This is a genomic window from Lacisediminihabitans sp. (assembly GCF_043726815.1).
Taxonomy (GTDB): domain Bacteria; phylum Actinomycetota; class Actinomycetes; order Actinomycetales; family Microbacteriaceae; genus Lacisediminihabitans.
The window spans coordinates 1-18,351 of the sequence record NZ_JAYSJZ010000057.1; the positions used below are offsets into that span (position 1 = coordinate 1).

Below are 18,351 nucleotides of genomic sequence, written 5' to 3' on the forward strand. Positions count from 1 at the left end.
ACCCCAACCGGATTCGAACCGGTGTTACCGCCGTGAGAGGGCAGCGTACTAGGCCGCTATACGATGGGGCCGCAAGTGGACAACTCATCGAGTATGCCACACGGCGGCAGGGCACACAATTCGAGGGCAATCGCGCGCGCGTCGCGGCCGGGAATGGGCCGGGCACGGTCAGGGGGCGAGCACTCGCAGGGCCCCCGGCACGACCTCGATGTCGAGCGGCAGCGGTCCGATGCGCTCCCCATCCGCATAGGCGACGAGGCCTTCGGAGTCGATGGAGATCGTGCGCGCCCGGTGCACGGCCACCCGAGGATCCGTGAGGTGAGTGCCCTTGAACACCCGCGGGAAGATGCGCAGGAACGCGAGTCGCGACAGCGGCTGCACGACCAGCACGTCGAGGAGGCCATCGTCGAGGAGCGCATTCGGGGTGACGAGCATGCCTCCGCCGAGCGAGGTGTTGTTGCCCACCGAGACGAGCATCGCCTCCGTCTGCGACTCGACACCGTCGAGCACGAGGCGATAGCGCCGCGGCCTGAGCACCGCCAGCTCGCGCAGCAACGCGAGGGTGTAGCGGCTGCGGCCCCGCGGCCAGCGCATGAGGTTGGCGCGCTCGTTGACCACCGCATCGAATCCGGCGGCGAGCACCCCCACGAACCAGCGCTGCGTCCCGCCCGGGGCGCCCACCCTCGCGGCGTCGATCACCCGTGGTGGCCTGGTGAGGGCGTCGAGCAGCACCGCGATGGCGGCATCCGTGTCGTCGAGCGGAATGCCGAGGCCGCGTGCGGTGTCGTTGCCGGTGCCCGACGGCACGATGCCGAGCGGGATGCTCGACCCGGCGAGGAGGTTGGCACCGAGGTTGACCATGCCGTCACCACCCACCATCACCAGGGCGGATGCGCCGAGGTCGAGGGCGTGCCGCGTCGCCGCGACGAGGGCGTCGAAACTCGGCTCGGAGAGGGCCGTCACCTCCAGGCCGGCCGCCCGCAGGGACGACACCACCTCGTCGCCGACCGCGCTGCCGCGCCCGAAGGCAGCCGAGGGGTTGATGGCGACCACAATCCCTCGAGGCGTCGTCGTCATCCGCCCAGTATGCCCGGTTCGACGGACCCTCGTCGCCGCCCCACAATAGGTGTCGGTCGAGACGTGGGATAGCCTCGCCGCGGGAGACCCTTTCACACCGACGTGGCTGATCCAGTTCGCGGTGCGGATTTAGATCCGTCGGAGATTCCGGCGCAGGCGGGCCCTCACTAAGGACAATGATGTCAACATCTGATGCTCCTACCCGCGGCCCCGCACGGCCGCTGCCGTACGTCGTCGCCGGCATTCTGCTCGCCGTCGCGATCGTCGCCCCGCTGCTCGTTCCGCTCTACGCCCGCACCGATCCCCGGCTCTACGGCATGCCGTTCTTCTACTGGTACCAGATCCTGTCGGTCTTCATCGAAGCCCTGATCCTCTGGGCGGTCTACCTCATCGTCACTCGCGAGGACAATCGCCGACGTGCCGCCGTGCGCGACCTGTCGGGCCCCGCCGCGGATGACGCCGCCGAGGTCATCTCGTGAACGCGGCCCTCCTCGCGGCGGCCGCCGTGCCCGCCCGCCCCGTCAACGGCGCCGCCCTCGCGGTGCTCATAGTCATCTTCGTGCTCGTGGCCCTGATGGGATTCCTGGCCGCGCGCTGGCGCGTCAAGCCTGCCGAGCGCGGGCTGAAGTCCCTCGACGAGTGGGGCCTCGGCGGTCGGGGCTTCGGCAACTGGGTCACCTGGTTCCTGCTCGGCGGCGACCTCTATACCGCGTATACCTTCATCGCCGTGCCCGCGGCGATCTGGAGCACCGGGGCGGTGACCGGATTCTTCGCGGTGCCGTACACGATCGTGCTCTACCCCATCGTCTTCCTGCTCATGGCGCGACTGTGGTCGGTCTCGCACCGCCACGGCTTCGTCACGCCCGCCGACTTCGTTGGCGGCCGCTACGGCAGCAAGGCGCTGACCACCGCCGTCGCGGTAACCGGCATCGTCGCGACGATGCCCTACATCGCCCTGCAGCTGGTGGGGATCAAGGCCGTGCTCGAGGTTCTCGGCCTGGGCAACGCGAGCAACCCGTTCCTCGCGGACCTTCCGCTCATCCTCGCCTTCGTCGTGCTCGCCGCGTACACCTACACGGCCGGCCTTCGCGCGCCCGCGATGATCGCGGTGGTGAAGGACCTGCTGATCTACATCGTCATCATCGTGGCCATCATCTGGCTGCCGTCCCACCTCGGTGGCTGGGGCCAGATCTTCGACGTGGCCGAGAAGAAGATGGCGGTGACCAACCCCGCCACGGGCAACCCGGTCGGCTCGGTCGTCCCGGGCGCCGCGAGCTACAGCGCCTACTGGACGCTCGCCCTCGGCTCGGCGATGGCGCTGTTCATGTATCCGCACTCCATCACCGGAGTGCTGGCCACCAAGAGCCGCAACACGATCCGGCGCAACGCCGTGGTGCTGCCGCTCTACTCGGTGGTGCTGGGGCTTCTCGCCCTGCTCGGCTATGTCGCCATCAAGGCGGGCACGGTGCCGGTCGGTGCCAACGGGGTCATCAACCCGCAACTCGTGGTGCCTCAGCTGTTCCTGGACAACTTCCCGGGCTGGTTCGCGGGCATCGCCCTCGCGGCGATCGCCGTCGGGGCGCTCGTTCCCGCCGCCATCATGTCGATCGCGGCGTCGAACCTCTTCACCCGCAACATCTACCGGGATCTCATCCGGCCGGATGCGACACCGGCGCAGGAGGCCAGGGTCTCGAAGATCACCTCCCTCGTCGTCAAGCTCGGGGCGCTCGTCTTCGTGCTCGCGATGGACCAGTCGGCCGCCATCAACATGCAACTGCTCGGGGGGATCTGGATCCTGCAGACCTTCCCGTCGATCGTCGCCGGGCTGTACACGCGATGGTTCCACCGCCGCGCGCTGCTGCTCGGCTGGGCGGTCGGCATCGGCTACGGCACGATCGCGGCGTACAACGTGATCAACCCGGCGACCCACGCCCACTTCGGCGGGTCGATCGCGACGATCCCGTTCACCAACATCCCGATCTACATCGCCATCACGGCCTTCGCCATCAACGCCGTGGTCTCCGTGGTGTTCACGCTCGTGTTCCGCGCCCTGAAGGTGAAGGACGGCACGGACATCACGACGGCGAACGACTACGGGGCGGACGAACACGACCCGAAGGTCGCGAAGGTCACCGCGAAGGAGAAGCTGCTCGAGCCGGCGCCCGAGGCCCCGATCCTCTGAGGCCGGCCCGCGCCTGGCGGACCGGACGGCCTCGGCCGTCCGATCCGCCGCTCATGCCCCGAGCCTGAGCCGACGCAGCAGCTGCGCGTTCAGGGCGACGACGATCGTCGACACCGACATGAGCGCGGCGGCCGCGGCCGGCGGCATGAGGAACCCGACCCCGACAAGCGCGCCCGCGGCGAGCGGGATGCCGATCGAGTTGTACCCGGTGGCCCAGAACAGGTTCTGCAACTCCTTGCGGTACGTCGCCCGGCTGAGGGTGAGGATGTCGTCCACGGCCCGCGGGTCGCTCGTGGCGAGCACGATGCCCGCCGACTCAATCGCGACGTCGGTGCCCGCGCCGATCGCGATGCCCACATCCGCCTGGGTGAGGGCCGGGGCGTCGTTCACGCCGTCGCCCACCATCGCCACGGTGCTGCCGTCCTTCTGCAGCTGCTTCACCACACCGGCCTTGTCGCCGGGCAGGATCTCGGCGAAGACCTCGGCGATGCCGAGCTCCTTCGCCACCCAGTTGCCCACCTCGCGGGAGTCGCCGGTGAGCATCGCCACCCGCACGCCGCGCGCGGTGAGGCGAGCCACGGCCTGCACGGATTCCGGGCGGATCACGTCGGCGAGCGCCACGAGCCCGAGCACGCTGCCGTCGGCAAGCACGTAGACCACGGTCTTGCCGCCCGCGCTGTGGTCGCGTCCGGAGTTCACGAGTTCTGGCGAGAGCAGGATGCCCCGTTCGGTGAGCACACGCGCGCTCGCGACGGTGATCGTGCGGCCCTCGACCGTGGCCTCGGCGCCCCGGCCCGAGAGCGACAGGAAGGCGGAGGCCGACGGCACGCTCAGTCCGGCCTCGCGGGCGTGGCGCACGATGGCGGCGGCGATCGGATGCTCCGAGCTGGACTCGGTCGCCGCGGCCAGCCGCGTGATCTCCGTGGCATCCGCGCCGTCCATGGCGACGACATCCACGACCCCCTGGCGTCCCTCGGTGAGGGTACCGGTCTTGTCGAAGAGCACGACGTCGATCTTGCGGGCGGTCTCGAGCGCGAGCTTGTTCTTGACCAGGATGCCGGCGCGGGCTCCCTTGGTGGTCGCGATGAGGGAGACGAGGGGGATCGCCAGCCCGAGGGCGTGGGGGCAGGCGATCACGAGCACGCTCACCACCCGTTCGAGCACGAAGCTCGGGTCGTCCGGCTTGAGCAGCACCCACACGATGAGCGTGATGATGGCGGCGCCCACTGCCACATAGAACAGGAGTGCGGCAGCACGGTCGGCGAGCACCTGGGCACCCGACTTCGACGCCTGCGCGTCCGCGACGAGCTTCATGATTCCGGCGATGGCGGTGTCGCCGCCCACCCTGGTCACTCGAACCCGCAAGGCCCCGGTGCCGTTGATGCTGCCGGCGATCACCGCCGCGCCGAGAGCCTTCTTCACCGGCGCAGACTCGCCGGTGAGCAGCGCCTCGTTCACCTCGGACTGGCCGTCCACGATCTCGCCGTCCACCGGCACCGCGGCACCCGGCCGCACCAGCACGACATCGCCGACGACGAGCCGGGCGACGGGCACGGTCATGATGTGGTCGCCGTGCACGAGATCCGCCTCGTCCGGAAGCAGCTTGGCGAGCTCGCCGAGCGCGTCCTGGGCCCCCATCACCGCGGACATCTCGATCCAATGGCCGAGCAGCATGATGGTGATCAGCGTGGAGAGCTCCCACCAGAAGTCCATCCCCGTGAGCCCGAGCGTCACCGCAAGGCTGTAGCCGAGGGCCACCACGATGGCGAGCGAGATGAGAGTCATCATGCCGGGCTGGCGGGAGCGCAGCTCGGTCACGGCGCCCCGGATGAAGACGAGTCCGCCGTAGAAGAAGAGCACCACCCCGAACACCGCGGGGATGTACTGGCTGCCGGGGAAGCGGGGGCCGCCGAGACCGAGGATGTCCTGCAGGCCGGTCGAGAAGACCAACGTGGGCAGGGTGAGCACCAGGCTCAGCCAGAACTTGCGCTTGAAGATCGCGGGGTCGTGGCCCTCGTGGCCCGAATGGCCCTCGTGGCCCGCGTGGTCGTGGTCGTGTTCGCTGTGGTCGTGGTCGGCGTGCGCCTCGGCCGCCACCGTCGGCTGATGCTGCCCGTGCTCGTGGGTGCTCATCACTTCTCTCCTCGGTTGTTGCTGAGTTCGAAGACCTTCAGCAGTTCGGCCACCGCGAGGTCCTTCTGCTCCCCGCCCGCCTCGAACATGTCGGTGACGTGCGTGCGCAGGTGATTCTCGACGAGCAGCTTGTTGAGGCTGCCGAGCGACTTCTGGATGGCCAGGGACTGCGTGATGATGTCCATGCAGTAGTCCTCGTTGTCGATCATCTTCTCGAGGCCGCGCATCTGCCCTTCCAGGATGCGGCTTCGGTGCAGGGCGCGCTTCTTCAGGTCTTCGATCATGGGAACGACTATACCCCCTAGGGGTATTCCCCACAGAGGATTTTCTTTCGCAATTCGCGGCGTAGGGTGGAGGAATGCGAGTGACAAAACATGAACATGCCTGCCTCATCGTCGAAGCATCCGGCAAGCTCCTCGTCGTGGATCCCGGCTCCTTCACGACCGCCCTCGTCGGGTTGAACGACGTGGTGGCCATCGTCATCACCCACGAACACGCCGACCACTGGACCGCCGAGCAGCTCAACCGGATCATCGAGCGCAACCCCGACGCGCGGCTCTTCGGCCCGGCCGGCGTCGCGGCCGCCGCGACCGACTTCGACATCACGATCGTGAACGACGGGGACACCCAGGAGGTCGAGCCCTTCAGCCTGCGCTTCTTCGGCGAGAAGCACGCCGTGATCCACAGCTCGGTGCCCGTGGTCGACAACGTGGGCGTGCTCATCAACGACACGCTCTACTATCCGGGCGACTCCTTCACCGTGCCGGAGGGCGTCGAGGTCGACACCCTGGCCGCGCCGGCCGGGGCTCCCTGGCTCAAGATCGGCGAGGCGATCGACTTCGTTCTCGCGGTCAAGCCGCGCCGGGCCTTCGCCACCCACGAGATGGTGCTGTCGGTGGCCGGCAAGTCGCTCGCGAACGCCCGCCTGCAGTGGGCGGCCGAGCAGGGCGGCGGCCAGTTCGTTCCGCTCGACCCCGGCGAGTCGCTCGACCTCTAGCCCCGATCGAGTCGACAGCCACTCCTTCCCTCGACGCCGCTCGGCCCGTCTCGGCGCGGCCGAGCTGGCGCGCGCGAATACTCCCGGATCTCCCAGCCAATCCCCACTTTTATGCAGTTACTGTAATTTTATTGTCACTGCATAAATGAGTCGGATCCGCCGACTCGTGCTGGCAGGAATCGAAGGACAGCGCCCGATGAATTCCGCCGTGTTGGTGGCCAACGACATCCGTAAGTCGTACGGCCACGGAGCGTCCCGCTTCGATGCCCTCAAGGGGGTGAGCCTGACGATTCTCGAAGGGGAATCGATCGCGATCGTCGGCAAGAGCGGATCGGGCAAGTCCACCCTCATGCACCTCCTCGCGCTGCTCGACGACCCGGACGGCGGCCAGATCCTGGTCGAGGGATCGGATGCGAAGTCCCTGTCCACCGGGGAGATCAACCGGCTGCGCAACCAGGACTTCGGCTTCGTCTTCCAGCAGTTCTTCCTCACCCCCAACGCCACGGTGTTGGACAACGTGGTGCTGCCGCTCAAGATCGCCGGGGTCGGGCCGAAGGAACGCAACGCGCGGGGCATGGCGGCCCTCGAGCAGCTCGAACTCGCCGACAAGGCCAAGAGCAAGGCGATCAACCTGTCCGGCGGGCAGAAGCAGCGCGTCGTCATCGCCCGCACCCTCGTCAACAACCCCAAGGTGATCTTCGCCGACGAGCCCACCGGCAATCTCGACACGGCAACCGGCGCGGTGGTCGAGGACATCCTCTTCGCCCTGAACAAGGAGAAGGGCATCACGCTCATCATCGTGACCCACGACATCGAGCTCGCCGCCCGCTGCGACCGCCGCATCTTCATCCGCGACGGCGTGGAAGACACCACGACGACCGGGGAGGGGGTCACCTCATGAAGTTCATCGATGTGATCGGCACAGCGATCGGCAACAGCTTCCGCAGCAAGCTGCGCACCACCCTCACGGTGATCGCCATCTTCATCGGGGCGTTCACCCTCACCATCACCAGCGCCATCGGCACCGGCGTCTCCAACTACATCACCACACAGGTCTCCGCGATCGGCGCGAGCGATGTGCTCACCGTCACCAAGGCCACGGCGACGGCGAGCACGGGCAGCGGCCCGGCGAAGTACGACCCGAACAAGACCACCACCACGGCCGGGGTCGACTCCGGCACCCGCCCCGGCTCCACCATCGCGGCGCTCACCCAGAAGGACCTCGACGCGATCGGGGCCTCGAAGGGCATCACGAGCGTCGACGCGTCGATCCGCATCTCGCCCGACTACATCGAGTACGGCTCGAAGGGCAAGTACGAGCTGAGCATCTCCGCGAACGGCGCGCTCACCAAGGCCGACCTCGCGGCGGGCGCCCAGCTGAGTTCGAGCAGCGGCGAAAACCAGCTTCTGGTCCCCACCACCTATCTCAAGAACCTCGGGCTCGGCACGGCGAAGGAGGCGGTGGGCAAGTCGGTGACGATAGGCCTCACCGACTACGCCGGCGCGAAGCACGAGGTGACGGCGGTGATCGCCGGCGTGCAGAACGAGACCCTCTTCGGCAGCGGAGTCGGCATCAACAAACACCTCACCGAGGCGCTGAGCAGCGCCCAGTCCACCGGCAAGCCGGCCGACACGAAGCCCGGCTACGCCTCGGCGGTCGCGCACTTCGATCCCGCATCCTCGCCGCAGCAGATCACCGCCATCAAGAAGGCGCTCACCGACAATGGCTACGCCGCGGCGACCGTCGCCGACCAGATCGGCTCGTTCGAGGCGGTGATCAACGGCATCATCGGCGTGCTCAACGCCTTCGCCGTGATCGCCCTCATCGCGGCCGGCTTCGGAATCATCAACACCCTGCTCATGAGCGTGCAGGAGCGCACGCGGGAGATCGGGCTGATGAAGGCCATGGGCATGAGCGGGGGCAAGGTCTACGCCCTCTTCAGCACCGAGGCGGTGTTCATCGGCTTCCTGGGCAGCGCGATCGGCGCGCTCGTGGCCATCGGGGTCGGCTCGATCATCAGCAGTGTGCTCGCCACGACCCTGCTCTCCGGGCTGCCCGGCCTGAGGATCATGCAATTCGCCCCGGCCTCCATCGCGATCATCATCGGCGTCGTGATGCTCATCGCCTTCCTGGCCGGCACACTCCCGGCCAGGCGAGCGGCGCGCCAGAATCCCATCGATGCACTGAGGTACGAATAGCCGAGATGACTCACCCCACCGACGAGGGGCTGCGCGCACGCAAGCGCGCGGCCACTCAGTCGACCATCGAACGGGCCGCCCTGTCGCTCGCCCTCGAGCACGGCTACGACGGGGTGACGGTCGACGCGATCTGCGAGGCGAGCATGGTCTCGCAGCGCACCTTCTTCAACTACTTCGGCTCGAAGGAGGGCGTGATCCTGGGGCCGCCTCCCCCGATGCCGACGGATGCCGCGGTGGAGGCATTCGTGCACGCGGCGGGCCGCGACGTGCTCGGCGACCTCGTGTCGCTCATGGCGGCGGCGATCACCGACCGCGAGCCGGATCGGGACCTGCTCCGCAGCCGGCGGGTTCTCATCCAGCGCACCCCCGAGCTGATGAACCGCGAGGTCGCGCGCATGACGGAGCTGCAGACCGGGCTCGTCGCGATCGTGCTGGCCCGCCTCCGGGCGAGCGGGAGGGCCGTCTCGGGCGACCTCACCGAGGAGGCCAGGATGATCGTGGTGCTCGCCGGGAGCGTCATGCGCTATTGCCTGGAGCAGTACTTCAGCGGCACGGCCACCGGCAGCCCGCGTGAGGTGCTGGAGCACGCCCTCGCCCTCGTGCGGCGCATCACGAACGGCTCCTAGCTGTTCTGCCCAGAGACCTTGGTTGACCAGCTGATGGGTGGTGTGCCTCCGATCGCGGTGTGGGGCCGGTGGTGATTGCATTCGTGGAGCCAGGCCAGGAGGGCGTTTCGGGCCGCCTGTTCCCGCCACTGGGCGGCACTCCGTTGCCCTTGGCACGGGTTGTGCAGGACGGCGACGCTGTCCACGGGTGTCCGCCCCGCAGACTCCGGGCTCCGGCCTGCAGAACGCGGCCCGACTGACACGGACGGCACCGTCAGAGGGCGACGACCGCCAAACGCGAACATCCGCAACGGGGTTTGGAGTCACAGCAACATCAGCGCGGGACAGAGAGGCGCACCCACTCAACCAACCTGCCTGGGCAGTACACCTAGCGGGCCGTCCCGCCCAGACGAATCGCCCGCAGCGCCACGTACAGTTCGGCCGCCTCGGCCGGACGCGCCACCGACCGCCCGGTGAGGTCCGCGATGCGGCCCAGCCGGTAGAGCACCGTGTTGCGATGGCAGTGCAGCGCCCGGCCGGCGTCGTTCGTCGAGCCGTCGGCCGCGAACCAGGCCTCGAGGGTGTCGAGCAGCACCGGGCCGTCCTGCAGCTGAGCCGAGAGGATCGGCCCGAGCACCTCGCCCTGCACCTCGGCCGCGATGCCGGGCTGCGCCACGAGCAGCAGGTCGACGGGCGCCGAGCCGTAGCGGTGAACGCCCACTCCCCCACGCGGGATGCACTCGATGGAGCTCCTCGCCTGGGCCACCGCATCCGGAGCGGCCGACAGCTGGCCGAACGACCGACTGATGCCCAGCCGGGAGGTGGCAACCGAGCAGATCCGCTCGACGGTCGGCTCGAGCGGCTCGCCGTGCTCTGCCGCCAGGAGTCCGACGAACTCCCCCTTCCAGGTGGTCCAGGCGGAGGCGATGCCCACGTCGCGCAGCAGCCGCGGCACCGTCGGAACCGGGTCCTCCCCCGAGGTCTTGCGCTCGGCGGCGACCACCAGGTAGCGGGCATGCTCCGGCAGGTCGAGGGCCCGGAGAAGCCCGCCCACCTCGCCGGGGGCCGCGCTGCCGTCGAGGAGGCTCAACACCATCACGCTCCTGGCCTGCTGGTCCCGCCTGTCGCGCTCGTCGATGAAGAGCCGGTAGGAGTCCGCGGCGGCGCTGGAGAACCGGTCGATGATCCCCCACACCTCGCTCGACACCCGAAGAAGCGCCTCCGCGCGCTCCGGCGTGCCCGACCGCAGGATCATTTCGTCCCAGAGCTGAAGGCCGGCGAGCCGATAGGCGTGCAGCAGGCTCGCCATGGGGATTCCGTGCTCGGCCTTGACCCGACCGGCCCGGCGCGCGGCGTCGAGGGAGTCACTGCGACCGGTGAGCGCGTCGAGCAGTGCGGCGATGTTCTCACTGACGATGGAGTGCAGGAGCTCCCGCGAGAGGGGGCTCCCGGTGTACGCCTCCTCACCGGTGATGATCTGGTCGACGACCCCGTCGGTGAGCGCCTCCACCGAGTCGCGCAGTTCCCCGAAGAAGGAGGCGGAGGCCTGCGGTCCGAGGGGCGCCGGCGCCCGGGATCCCCGTTGATCGATCGACATGGCGCGAGACTAGCCCGATCCTGTGCGCCGGCACAACCGCGGATCGACAATCGGCGGCCCTCGCCTATTCTGCTCTCCCCGGTTCTCGGTGATACTTGAGATATCGTTCCCGAACATCGCGCCTCGGCGCTGTGCCCGGGAACAATCGGCAGCGATCGAAGGAGATTGATGACCATGCCAGACGTGACCCCCCAGGCGGCAGCCGCGCCGAGTGGCGCCAAGAGCGACGACCACATCCACGGAGAACTGGACACCGTGATCGCGGAGCTCGCCGTCGGCGAAGTCCGCTGGGCGAAGACCGGCCTCGCCGAACGCATCGCCTGGCTCGACGAGGTCTCGAAGGCCGTCACGAAGGAGGCCGAACACTGGGTGCGCGTGGCCGGCCAGGTGAAGGGGCTCGACCCGGCATCCTCCTTGATGGGCGAGGAATGGATCTCCGGCCCGTACGTGATGCTCACCTCCCTCACCACGCTCAAGCACAGCCTGGCCGCCATCGCCCGGGGAGAGAGCCCGATCGCCGAGCGCACACTCGGCAGCGCCCCGGGCGGGCGCGTGACCGTGCCGGTGCTGCCCTCCTCCCCGTACGAGGCCCTGCTGCTGCACGGCTTCACGGGCGAGGTGTGGATGAAGCCCGGCATCACTGCCGAGACGGCGCGTGCCTCGGCGGGACTCGGTGCCCTCGACCCCACCAGCACCGGGGGCGTCGGCCTCGTGCTCGGCGCCGGCAACATCACCTCGATCCCGCCGCTCGACGTGCTCTACGAACTGATCGCCCACAACCGGGTCGCGCTGCTCAAGCTCAATCCGGTGATGGATGCGATGCTCCCGGTCTACTCGGCGGCGTTCGCGCCGCTCATCCGGGCGGGGGTGCTGCGCATCGTCACCGGCGGCGGGGAGGTCGGCGGCTACCTCGCCCATCACCCGGCAATCTCGCACGTGCACATCACGGGAAGCGCCGCGACCCACGACCTGATCGTCTGGGGAGCGGGCGAGGAGGGTCGCACCCGCAAGTCCACCGGCGTGCCCCTGCTTGCCAAACCGATTACGAGCGAGCTCGGCGGGGTCGCCCCCATCATCGTGATGCCGGGCAAGTGGACAGCGCGCGACCTCCGGTTCCAGGCCGAGCACATCGCCACGCAGAGGCTGCACAACGGAGGCTACAACTGTATCGCCGGCCAGATCGTGGTGCTCAGCTCCGGCTGGCCCCAGCGGTCCGCGTTCCTCGAACAGCTGCGCATCGCCCTCGCCACCGCCCCGGCACGCACGCCGTGGTACCCGGGAAGCGACTCCCGCGTGGCGCAGGCCAGCACCGACTATCCGGATGCCGAACGCCTGGGCCCGGCAGAGAGCACACGCCTCCTGGTGGACGTGCGCTCGGATGCCGACGCCTCCGCCCTGCAGACCACGGAATACTTCTCGCCGGTGCTCGGGGTGATCGAGCTGCCGGGAAGTGGGCAGTCGTTCCTCGACGCCGCCGTGGAGACGGTCAACCGCGACTTCGTGGGCACCCTGGGCGCGAACATCATCGGCATGCCGAGCACCATCTCGTCGCTCGGCCGTGGGTTCGACGAGGCCCTCGCCCGCCTCGAGTACGGCACGATCGCCATCAACGCGTGGACGGGCGTCGGATTCCTGACGGCCGCGGCACCGTGGGGCGCGTTCCCCGGCCACACCCTCGACAACGTGCAGAGCGGCATCGAGGTCGTGCACAACGCCTTCCTGCTCGCGGACACGGAGCGCACCATCATCCGCGGCCCGTTCCGCCCGTTCCCCCGCTCGGTGTTGCACGGCGAATTCGCCCTCTTCCCCAAGCCGCCGTGGTTCGTCTCGGCGCGCAGCGCGAAGGCGACGGGCAAGAAGCTCTTCGAGTTCGCGGCGCATCCGTCGTGGGCGAAGATGCCCGGGGTGTTCGCGGCGGCGTTCCGCGCATGAACGGCGCAGCGCAGCGCGGCGAGACCTTCGACTACGTGATCGTGGGAGCCGGCGCATCCGGGGCGGCCCTCGCCGGCCGCCTGAGCTCCGATCCCGCGGTCTCGGTGCTGCTGCTCGAGGCCGGCGGCCCGGACAAGAAGACCGAGATTCACATCCCCGCCGCGTTCTCCGCGCTGTTCCGTTCCGCCGCGGACTGGGACTACGACACCGTGCCGCAGGAGCACTTGGGCGGCCGCACCGTCTACTGGCCCCGGGGCAAGGTGCTCGGAGGGTCATCCTCCATGAACGCCATGATGTGGGTGCGAGGCTTCGCCGCGGACTACGACGGCTGGGCGACCACCGCCGGCTCGTCCTGGTCCTACGACGCCCTGCTGCCCTACTTTCGGCGGATCGAGCGGGTGCAGGGCAACGTCGACCCCGATCAGGGCTCCTCGGGCACGATGAGCGTCGAGGCGCAGCGCAGCCCGCGTTCGCACACCGCCACCTTCCTCGCCGCCGCCCGCCAGGCCGGGTACGCGGTGGTGCCGCCGAACACCGCGTTCCCGGACGGCTTCAGCCAGACGATGGTCAGCCAGCGGCGCGGATCGCGTTTCAGCACCGTGGACGGCTACCTCGCGCCGGCGCGGGGACGCCGCAATCTCACCGTGCGCACGAACGCGCAGGCGACACGCGTGCTCTTCGACGGCACGCGGGCGGTGGGGGTCGAACACGTGGCCGAGGGCGGTCGGGCGCGGGTCTTCGCGCGCCGCGAGGTGGTGCTCTGCGGGGGCGCGGTCAACACCCCGCAGCTGCTCATGCTCTCCGGAATCGGCCGGGCGGAACGGCTGAGGGAGCTCGGCATCGAGGTGCTCGTCGACTCCGCCGAGGTGGGGTCGAACCTGCGCGATCACGTGCTCTCCGGTCTCATCGCCGAGACGGCGGGCGACACTCTCTTCAGCGCGAAGAAGCCGTTGCAGGTTCTGGACTACCTGGTGCGCCGCCGCGGGATGCTCACGTCGAATGTCGCCGAGGCCTACGGCTTCGTGCGCACCGACCCGCGTCTCGCCCTGCCGGACATCGAGATCATCTTCGCTCCGGTCGCCTACGTCGGCGAGGGGCTCGTGCCCACCCCCGCCCACGCCCTCACCGTCGGGGCCATCCTGCTGCAACCCGAGAGCACCGGGGTCGTCGACCTGGCCTCGAGTGATCCGCTCGCCAAGCCGCTCATCGACCCGCGCTACCTCACGGATGCCGCGGGCCGGGACCAGGAGACGCTGATGGCCGGGCTCGCCATCTGCGAGCGCCTGCTGCAGCAGCCGGCCCTGCGCGCGGTGAGCGGCCCGCACTTCCTGATGCCGGAGGGCGCGGATGCGATGACCCCGGCGGCGAGGGACGCGATCGCGATCGAACGGCACGCCCACACCCTGTACCACCCGGTCGGAACGGCGCGGATGGGCTCGGATGCCGGCTCGGTCGTGGACGAGCAGCTGCGGGTGCGCGGCGTCGAAGGCCTGCGAGTGGCCGACGCGTCCGTCATGCCGATGATCATCCGCGGACACACCAACGCCCCGTCCATCGTGATCGGCGAGCGGGCGGCCGACCTGCTCGCGGAGGCCTGGGCCGGCAGAACGGCGACCGCGACGGCGCGCCCCTAGCGTCCGTGGCCAGGGCGGGAAGCGAGCGCAGATGAAGACCATCCTCGTCACCGGCGCCAACCGCGGCATCGGGCGGCTCGCCGCGGCCGAGCTGCTCGGTCGCGGTGATCGGGTCATCCTCACCGCCCGCCACCCCGACCGTGCCGCCGCGCTGCGCTCGGAGCTCTCGGCCGAGATCGCGGCGGGTCGCGCGCAGGTGCGTCCGCTCGATCTGGCATCCTTCGCGAGCGTGCGCGGGCTCTCCGCGGCGCTCATCGCCGACGGGGAGACGCTCGACGCGATCGTGCACAACGCCGGCACCCTCTCTCCCCTGCCGGTTCGCACGATCACCGAGGACGGCATCGAACAGACCCTGCAGATCCATGCGGTGGCGCCCTGGCTGTTGAGCACCCTCCTGCTGCCCGCGCTCGCCCGACCGTCCCGTCTCGTCTTCCTCGGGTCGAGCCTGCACCTGCCTAACAGTCGCGGCGTCGCCGTTCGCTTCAGCTTCGACGACCCGTGCCTGGACGAGGGCTACCACCCGGATCGTGCATACAAGAACGCCAAGCTGGCCCAGCTCTGGGTGGTGCGCGAATGGGAACGCCGGCACGGAGCCGAGGGAGCGCACGCCGACGACCTCTGCCCCGGCTTCGTGCCGATCACCGCCTCCGCCAACACCCGAGGGTTCATGAGGGTGCTGCTGCGCCGGGTGATGCCGATCATGCCGTTCGCTACCTCACCGCAGGCGGCGGCGCGGCTCGAGGCCGACTGGGCGGAACGCGATCCCAGCATTCCCGGCGGGGCATACTTCGATGGCGGCACCCCGACGCAGCCCAGCGAAGACGCTCGGGACGACGACAAGGCGCGATCGTTCTGGGCCATGGTCGAGCGCTGGGCTCCCGTCTAGCGACCCACCGCCGCTCAGGACAGGATGTCCTTGCTGCTGAACCGACCGTAGGCGAGCGCCGCGAAGACCAGCACGTATGCACCCTGCAGGATGGCGTTGCTGCCGAAGGAGTCCCACGAGATCGGCTGGCGCAGAAGGTCGCCGAAGCCCAGCCAGTAGTGGCTGAACAGCCACGGATGCAACCAGTCCAGTTGCGGAAGCGAGTCGAGCACCTGCGAGACGACGGCGAGCACGATCGTGGACGCCATGGCCCCGACTGGCACGTCGGTGAGGGTGGAGATGAAGAGCCCGATCGCCGAAAGCCCGATCAGCGACACCGAGATGTAGGCCGCGACGAGCAGCGAGCGCAGCAGGGATTCGCCGACGCTGATGGTGTCGCCGGAGAGCAGCGTCACCGGGCCGACCGGGAAGAGGGCGATTCCGATGACGGCACCGGCCACCGCGACGGCGAGCGTGGCGGCGACGCAGAACACCACGGCGGCGGCGAACTTCACGAGCAGCAGCCGCACGCGTCCGGCGGGCGCCACGAGCAGGTAGCGCAGGGTGCCGGCGCTGACCTCGCCCGCGATGGTGTCCCCGGCGACGACGCCGACGGTGAGCGGAAGGAAGAGCGGCACGCAGACGATGAGCCCGACGGCCCCCACGAAGAGTCCGTTCTGGGTGATCTGGTCGAGGAACGCCGGCCCGCGGCCGGGCGGCGGTGTGCTCGAGGAGAGGCGCACGGCGAGCGCGATGAGGATCGGCACGGCCGCGAGCGCGATCAGCATCGCCCAGGTGCGGCGACGCCGGAACAGCACCGAGAGTTCGGAGCCGAGAAGGGCCCAGCCGACCGACGGCCGGCTGCGCAGGAGTTGTGGGCTACTGGGCAATGTCGAACCCCTCACCGGTGAGTGCCACGAAACGGTCCTCGAGGCTCGCCCGCTCGATCGAGAATCCGCGAACCCGAACGCCGTCCGCCACGAGGGCCGCCACTATCGAGTCGGGATCTGTCAGCTCGTCGTTCAGCGGCGCGGTGACCGTCGCCGCTGTGACCGTCGACGCGGCGGCCGTCCCCTCGGAATCGTCCACGGCGGCCGGCGACAGGCTGAGACGCTCGAGCACGCGCACCGCGGCATCGGGATCCGCCGTGAGCACGCGCACGTGCGGCTGGCCCACGCGTCGAAGCTCGTCCAGGGTGCCCTGGGCCACGAGGTTGCCCACGCTCATCACTGCCGCGTGGGTGCAGATCTGCTCGATCTCGGCGAGCAGATGGCTCGAGACGAAGACGGTCGTGCCCTCGGCGGCGAGCGACCGCACCAGGCTGCGCACCTCGCGCGTGCCCTGCGGGTCGAGTCCGTTCGTCGGTTCGTCGAGCACGAGGAGCTCGCGCGGGGTCAGCAGCGCGTTCGCGATACCCAGCCGCTGTTTCATGCCAAGCGAGTACGCGTGCACCTTCTTGCGGGCGGCGTGGCCGAGCCCCACCCGCTCGAGCGCGCTCGCGACCCTGGCGCGCCGGGTGTCCGACGGCGCGTAGCGGTCGGCGGTGTCCAGCCGGTTCAGGTTGGCGGCGCCGGAGAGGTACGGGTAGAAGCCGGGGCCCTCCACCAGCGCGCCGACCCGCGGCAGCACCTCGCGCAGGTCACCGGGCATGTCATGGCCGAGCAGGCGCACGGTGCCGCTCGTGGGCACGGCGAGGCCCAGCAGCATCCGGATGGTCGTGGTCTTGCCAGATCCGTTGGGGCCGAGGAAGCCGAACACCGCGCCGCGCGGCACGGTCAGGTCGACGCCGTTCACCGCCGCGTAGCTTCCGAAACGCTTGGTCAGCCCGTGCGTTTCGATCGCCGGTTCGCCGGAGTCGGCATCGCCCGTCACGGAGCCGCGGCCACGGCCTGGAGACGCTCGACCGGAACTGAGCCGGCGAACACGCGCCCGTCATTCGTGACGAGCACGTTGACCAGGGCGGTGTGGAAGAGGTGCCCACCGGTCACCGCGGTGGTGAGCTTGCCGAACAGGGGCGAACTGGTGAGCTTCGCGGTCTCGGCGCCGGCCGGCATCGAGAGCACCGCATCCCAGCCGCTGCCGATCACGCTGGGCTTGACCGCACCCGTCTCCGGCCTGAGCGGCTTCGTCGTGCCCTGGTGGCTCGGCATCGCCTGTTCCTTCACCTTCGCGCCGGCGGGAGGAGTGAAGGAGAACACGTCGGCGGAGGGCGCCGCGAGGGTCAGCGACGAGAAGGCGACGCTGAACGCCGGGTCCTTCTGCCCGCGCGCGGCGAGCTCGACGCTGAGCGGGAGTCCGGTCTCGGAGTCGACCGCGATCGAGACCGAGCCGATGAGGGTGTCGGTCGCGCGCGGGGTGAGCACCAGGTCGTAGGCCGTGCGGCCGGCGACACGGGTGTCTTTGCCCACGCTGACAGTGGTGGTGGAGTCCACCGCGGCGAGCAGCTTGGTGGCCAGTTCGCCGGGCGTCTTAACCTCGCCGGTCGTGGCCCCCGGGCGCTTGTCGGTCTTCGCCGGCAGCGTGGAGTGGATCGCGGTGTTGTCACGGGAGCTGTAGAGCCAGACGTCACTGCCGTTGCGGATCACGTCGCGCTCCGCGAGCTTGTCCATCACCTGCGCCCGCGCCTTGGTCGGCCCATCGAGATAGACCCGCGCGCTGTAGGAGCTCGACAAGAGGCCGAGGGCGGATGACGCGGCCGAGTCCGATCCGGATCCCGTCGTCGGCAGCTGCGGCAGTCCGAGATTCGAGGTCTGTTCGATCGTGCCGGAGAGCGAACGGACGTGGCTCTGGGCGACGAGGGCGAGCACCTGCTGGGGCGTCTTCGCCGGCAGATCGACGGCGGCGCTCGCGGTGAGGGGAACGGCGATCGCCGCGGAGGCAATCACGGCGGCGACGACGCCGGCGGGAACCCATCTCTTCCAGGCCCGATTCATGGCAGACACCCTTTCGACGCGGCACGACGGCCACACATAGAGCCGAAATTACACCCGATTGCTCACAATTCGCTGGGCAGAAAGGCCCGCCCTCCATGGCATCCCGGGCGGCTAGCTGAATTGCCCAGGGACGCTGATTAGCCGGCTGATGGCGGGCGGGCTTCGCAGGACTCGTTGTGCAGGACGGTGCCTCCGTC

The 18,351-nt window shown here is 69.4% G+C and carries 16 protein-coding genes and 1 pseudogene; 9 read left to right on the forward strand and 8 right to left on the reverse strand.

Annotated features, from left to right (window positions below; translation table 11 throughout):
* Positions 1-168 precede the first annotated feature (168 nt).
* Positions 169-1,077: a diacylglycerol kinase family protein gene (locus ACHZD8_RS07365; RefSeq protein ID WP_394769554.1), complete on the reverse strand. Its 909-nt coding sequence runs from the start codon at positions 1,075-1,077 to the stop codon at positions 169-171.
* A 176-nt stretch (positions 1,078-1,253) separates the two neighbouring features.
* Between ACHZD8_RS07365 and ACHZD8_RS07370 the strand changes: the two genes are divergently transcribed.
* Positions 1,254-1,556, forward strand: coding sequence for a DUF3311 domain-containing protein (locus tag ACHZD8_RS07370; protein WP_394769555.1), 303 nt, complete (start codon positions 1,254-1,256; stop codon positions 1,554-1,556).
* Positions 1,553-3,259 carry a monocarboxylate uptake permease MctP gene (gene mctP, locus ACHZD8_RS07375; protein WP_394769556.1) on the forward strand — a complete coding sequence of 569 codons (1,707 nt, stop codon included), beginning with the start codon at positions 1,553-1,555 and terminating at the stop codon, positions 3,257-3,259. Before ACHZD8_RS07370 ends, mctP begins: the two co-directional genes overlap by 4 nt.
* Before the next feature lie 51 nt (positions 3,260-3,310).
* On the opposite strand, the gene ACHZD8_RS07380 is transcribed toward mctP, so the two are convergent.
* On the reverse strand, positions 3,311-5,392 hold the full coding sequence (locus ACHZD8_RS07380; protein ID WP_394769557.1) for a heavy metal translocating P-type ATPase: 2,082 nt from the start codon (positions 5,390-5,392) through the stop codon (positions 3,311-3,313).
* Positions 5,392-5,676 carry a metal-sensitive transcriptional regulator gene (locus ACHZD8_RS07385; RefSeq protein WP_394769558.1) on the reverse strand — a complete coding sequence of 95 codons (285 nt, stop codon included), beginning with the start codon at positions 5,674-5,676 and terminating at the stop codon, positions 5,392-5,394. The genes ACHZD8_RS07380 and ACHZD8_RS07385 overlap by 1 nt, the downstream gene beginning before the upstream one ends.
* Positions 5,677-5,750: 74 nt before the next feature.
* Here ACHZD8_RS07385 and ACHZD8_RS07390 point away from each other — a divergent pair, with 74 nt between their 5' ends.
* The 4 genes from ACHZD8_RS07390 to ACHZD8_RS07405 all read left to right on the forward strand — a co-directional run bounded on the left by ACHZD8_RS07390 (position 5,751) and on the right by ACHZD8_RS07405 (position 9,214).
* The gene (locus ACHZD8_RS07390; protein WP_394769559.1) at positions 5,751-6,389 is read left to right on the forward strand and encodes an MBL fold metallo-hydrolase; all 639 of its coding nucleotides are present in this window, start codon (positions 5,751-5,753) and stop codon (positions 6,387-6,389) included.
* A 196-nt stretch (positions 6,390-6,585) separates the two neighbouring features.
* Positions 6,586-7,290, forward strand: a complete 705-nt coding sequence (locus ACHZD8_RS07395; RefSeq protein WP_394769560.1) for an ABC transporter ATP-binding protein — start codon at positions 6,586-6,588, stop codon at positions 7,288-7,290.
* Positions 7,287-8,588, forward strand: a complete 1,302-nt coding sequence (locus ACHZD8_RS07400; RefSeq protein ID WP_394769561.1) for an ABC transporter permease — start codon at positions 7,287-7,289, stop codon at positions 8,586-8,588. The genes ACHZD8_RS07395 and ACHZD8_RS07400 overlap by 4 nt, the downstream gene beginning before the upstream one ends.
* Positions 8,589-8,593: 5 nt before the next feature.
* Positions 8,594-9,214, forward strand: a complete 621-nt coding sequence (locus ACHZD8_RS07405) for a TetR/AcrR family transcriptional regulator (RefSeq protein WP_394769562.1) — start codon at positions 8,594-8,596, stop codon at positions 9,212-9,214.
* Here ACHZD8_RS07405 and ACHZD8_RS07410 read toward each other — a convergent pair.
* Positions 9,211-9,336 (reverse strand): annotated as a pseudogene (locus ACHZD8_RS07410) (IS481 family transposase); the annotation flags it as partial. The gene ACHZD8_RS07405 and the pseudogene ACHZD8_RS07410 sit on opposite strands and share 4 nt — an antisense overlap.
* Positions 9,337-9,581: 245 nt before the next feature.
* Positions 9,582-10,790, reverse strand: coding sequence for a helix-turn-helix domain-containing protein (locus tag ACHZD8_RS07415; RefSeq protein WP_394769563.1), 1,209 nt, complete (start codon positions 10,788-10,790; stop codon positions 9,582-9,584).
* Positions 10,791-10,958: 168 nt separating this feature from the next.
* On the opposite strand from ACHZD8_RS07415, the gene ACHZD8_RS07420 reads away from it, so the two are divergent.
* The 3 genes from ACHZD8_RS07420 to ACHZD8_RS07430 are packed head-to-tail and all read left to right on the forward strand — an operon-like array spanning position 10,959 to position 15,242.
* Entirely contained in the window at positions 10,959-12,722 is a 1,764-nt protein-coding gene (locus tag ACHZD8_RS07420) for an aldehyde dehydrogenase family protein (RefSeq protein WP_394769564.1), read from the forward strand.
* Complete coding sequence (locus ACHZD8_RS07425) at positions 12,719-14,356, forward strand: GMC family oxidoreductase (RefSeq protein ID WP_394769565.1); 1,638 nt, start codon at positions 12,719-12,721, stop codon at positions 14,354-14,356. The genes ACHZD8_RS07420 and ACHZD8_RS07425 overlap by 4 nt, the downstream gene beginning before the upstream one ends.
* Before the next feature lie 31 nt (positions 14,357-14,387).
* Positions 14,388-15,242 carry an SDR family NAD(P)-dependent oxidoreductase gene (locus ACHZD8_RS07430; RefSeq protein ID WP_394769566.1) on the forward strand — a complete coding sequence of 285 codons (855 nt, stop codon included), beginning with the start codon at positions 14,388-14,390 and terminating at the stop codon, positions 15,240-15,242.
* Between the two features lie 14 nt (positions 15,243-15,256).
* On the opposite strand, the gene ACHZD8_RS07435 is transcribed toward ACHZD8_RS07430, so the two are convergent.
* The 3 genes from ACHZD8_RS07435 to ACHZD8_RS07445 are packed head-to-tail and all read right to left on the reverse strand — an operon-like array spanning position 15,257 to position 18,154.
* Positions 15,257-16,111, reverse strand: a complete 855-nt coding sequence (locus ACHZD8_RS07435; RefSeq protein WP_394769567.1) for an ABC transporter permease — start codon at positions 16,109-16,111, stop codon at positions 15,257-15,259.
* Positions 16,101-17,093: an ABC transporter ATP-binding protein gene (locus ACHZD8_RS07440; RefSeq protein WP_394769568.1), complete on the reverse strand. Its 993-nt coding sequence runs from the start codon at positions 17,091-17,093 to the stop codon at positions 16,101-16,103. The genes ACHZD8_RS07435 and ACHZD8_RS07440 overlap by 11 nt, the downstream gene beginning before the upstream one ends.
* Positions 17,090-18,154, reverse strand: coding sequence for an outer membrane lipoprotein carrier protein LolA (locus ACHZD8_RS07445; RefSeq protein WP_394769569.1), 1,065 nt, complete (start codon positions 18,152-18,154; stop codon positions 17,090-17,092). Before ACHZD8_RS07445 ends, ACHZD8_RS07440 begins: the two co-directional genes overlap by 4 nt.
* Positions 18,155-18,351: the final 197 nt, after the last annotated feature.

Coding starts and splice junctions, on each gene's coding strand:
- ACHZD8_RS07365 (WP_394769554.1), bottom strand. CDS start 1,077: ATGACGACGACGCCTCGAGGGATTGTGGTCGCCATCAACCCCTCGGCT.
- ACHZD8_RS07370 (WP_394769555.1), top strand. CDS start 1,254: ATGATGTCAACATCTGATGCTCCTACCCGCGGCCCCGCACGGCCGCTG.
- ACHZD8_RS07380 (WP_394769557.1), bottom strand. CDS start 5,392: ATGAGCACCCACGAGCACGGGCAGCATCAGCCGACGGTGGCGGCCGAG.
- ACHZD8_RS07385 (WP_394769558.1), bottom strand. CDS start 5,676: ATGATCGAAGACCTGAAGAAGCGCGCCCTGCACCGAAGCCGCATCCTG.
- ACHZD8_RS07390 (WP_394769559.1), top strand. CDS start 5,751: ATGCGAGTGACAAAACATGAACATGCCTGCCTCATCGTCGAAGCATCC.
- ACHZD8_RS07395 (WP_394769560.1), top strand. CDS start 6,586: ATGAATTCCGCCGTGTTGGTGGCCAACGACATCCGTAAGTCGTACGGC.
- ACHZD8_RS07400 (WP_394769561.1), top strand. CDS start 7,287: ATGAAGTTCATCGATGTGATCGGCACAGCGATCGGCAACAGCTTCCGC.
- ACHZD8_RS07405 (WP_394769562.1), top strand. CDS start 8,594: ATGACTCACCCCACCGACGAGGGGCTGCGCGCACGCAAGCGCGCGGCC.
- ACHZD8_RS07415 (WP_394769563.1), bottom strand. CDS start 10,790: ATGTCGATCGATCAACGGGGATCCCGGGCGCCGGCGCCCCTCGGACCG.
- ACHZD8_RS07420 (WP_394769564.1), top strand. CDS start 10,959: ATGACCATGCCAGACGTGACCCCCCAGGCGGCAGCCGCGCCGAGTGGC.
- ACHZD8_RS07425 (WP_394769565.1), top strand. CDS start 12,719: ATGAACGGCGCAGCGCAGCGCGGCGAGACCTTCGACTACGTGATCGTG.
- ACHZD8_RS07430 (WP_394769566.1), top strand. CDS start 14,388: ATGAAGACCATCCTCGTCACCGGCGCCAACCGCGGCATCGGGCGGCTC.
- ACHZD8_RS07445 (WP_394769569.1), bottom strand. CDS start 18,154: ATGAATCGGGCCTGGAAGAGATGGGTTCCCGCCGGCGTCGTCGCCGCC.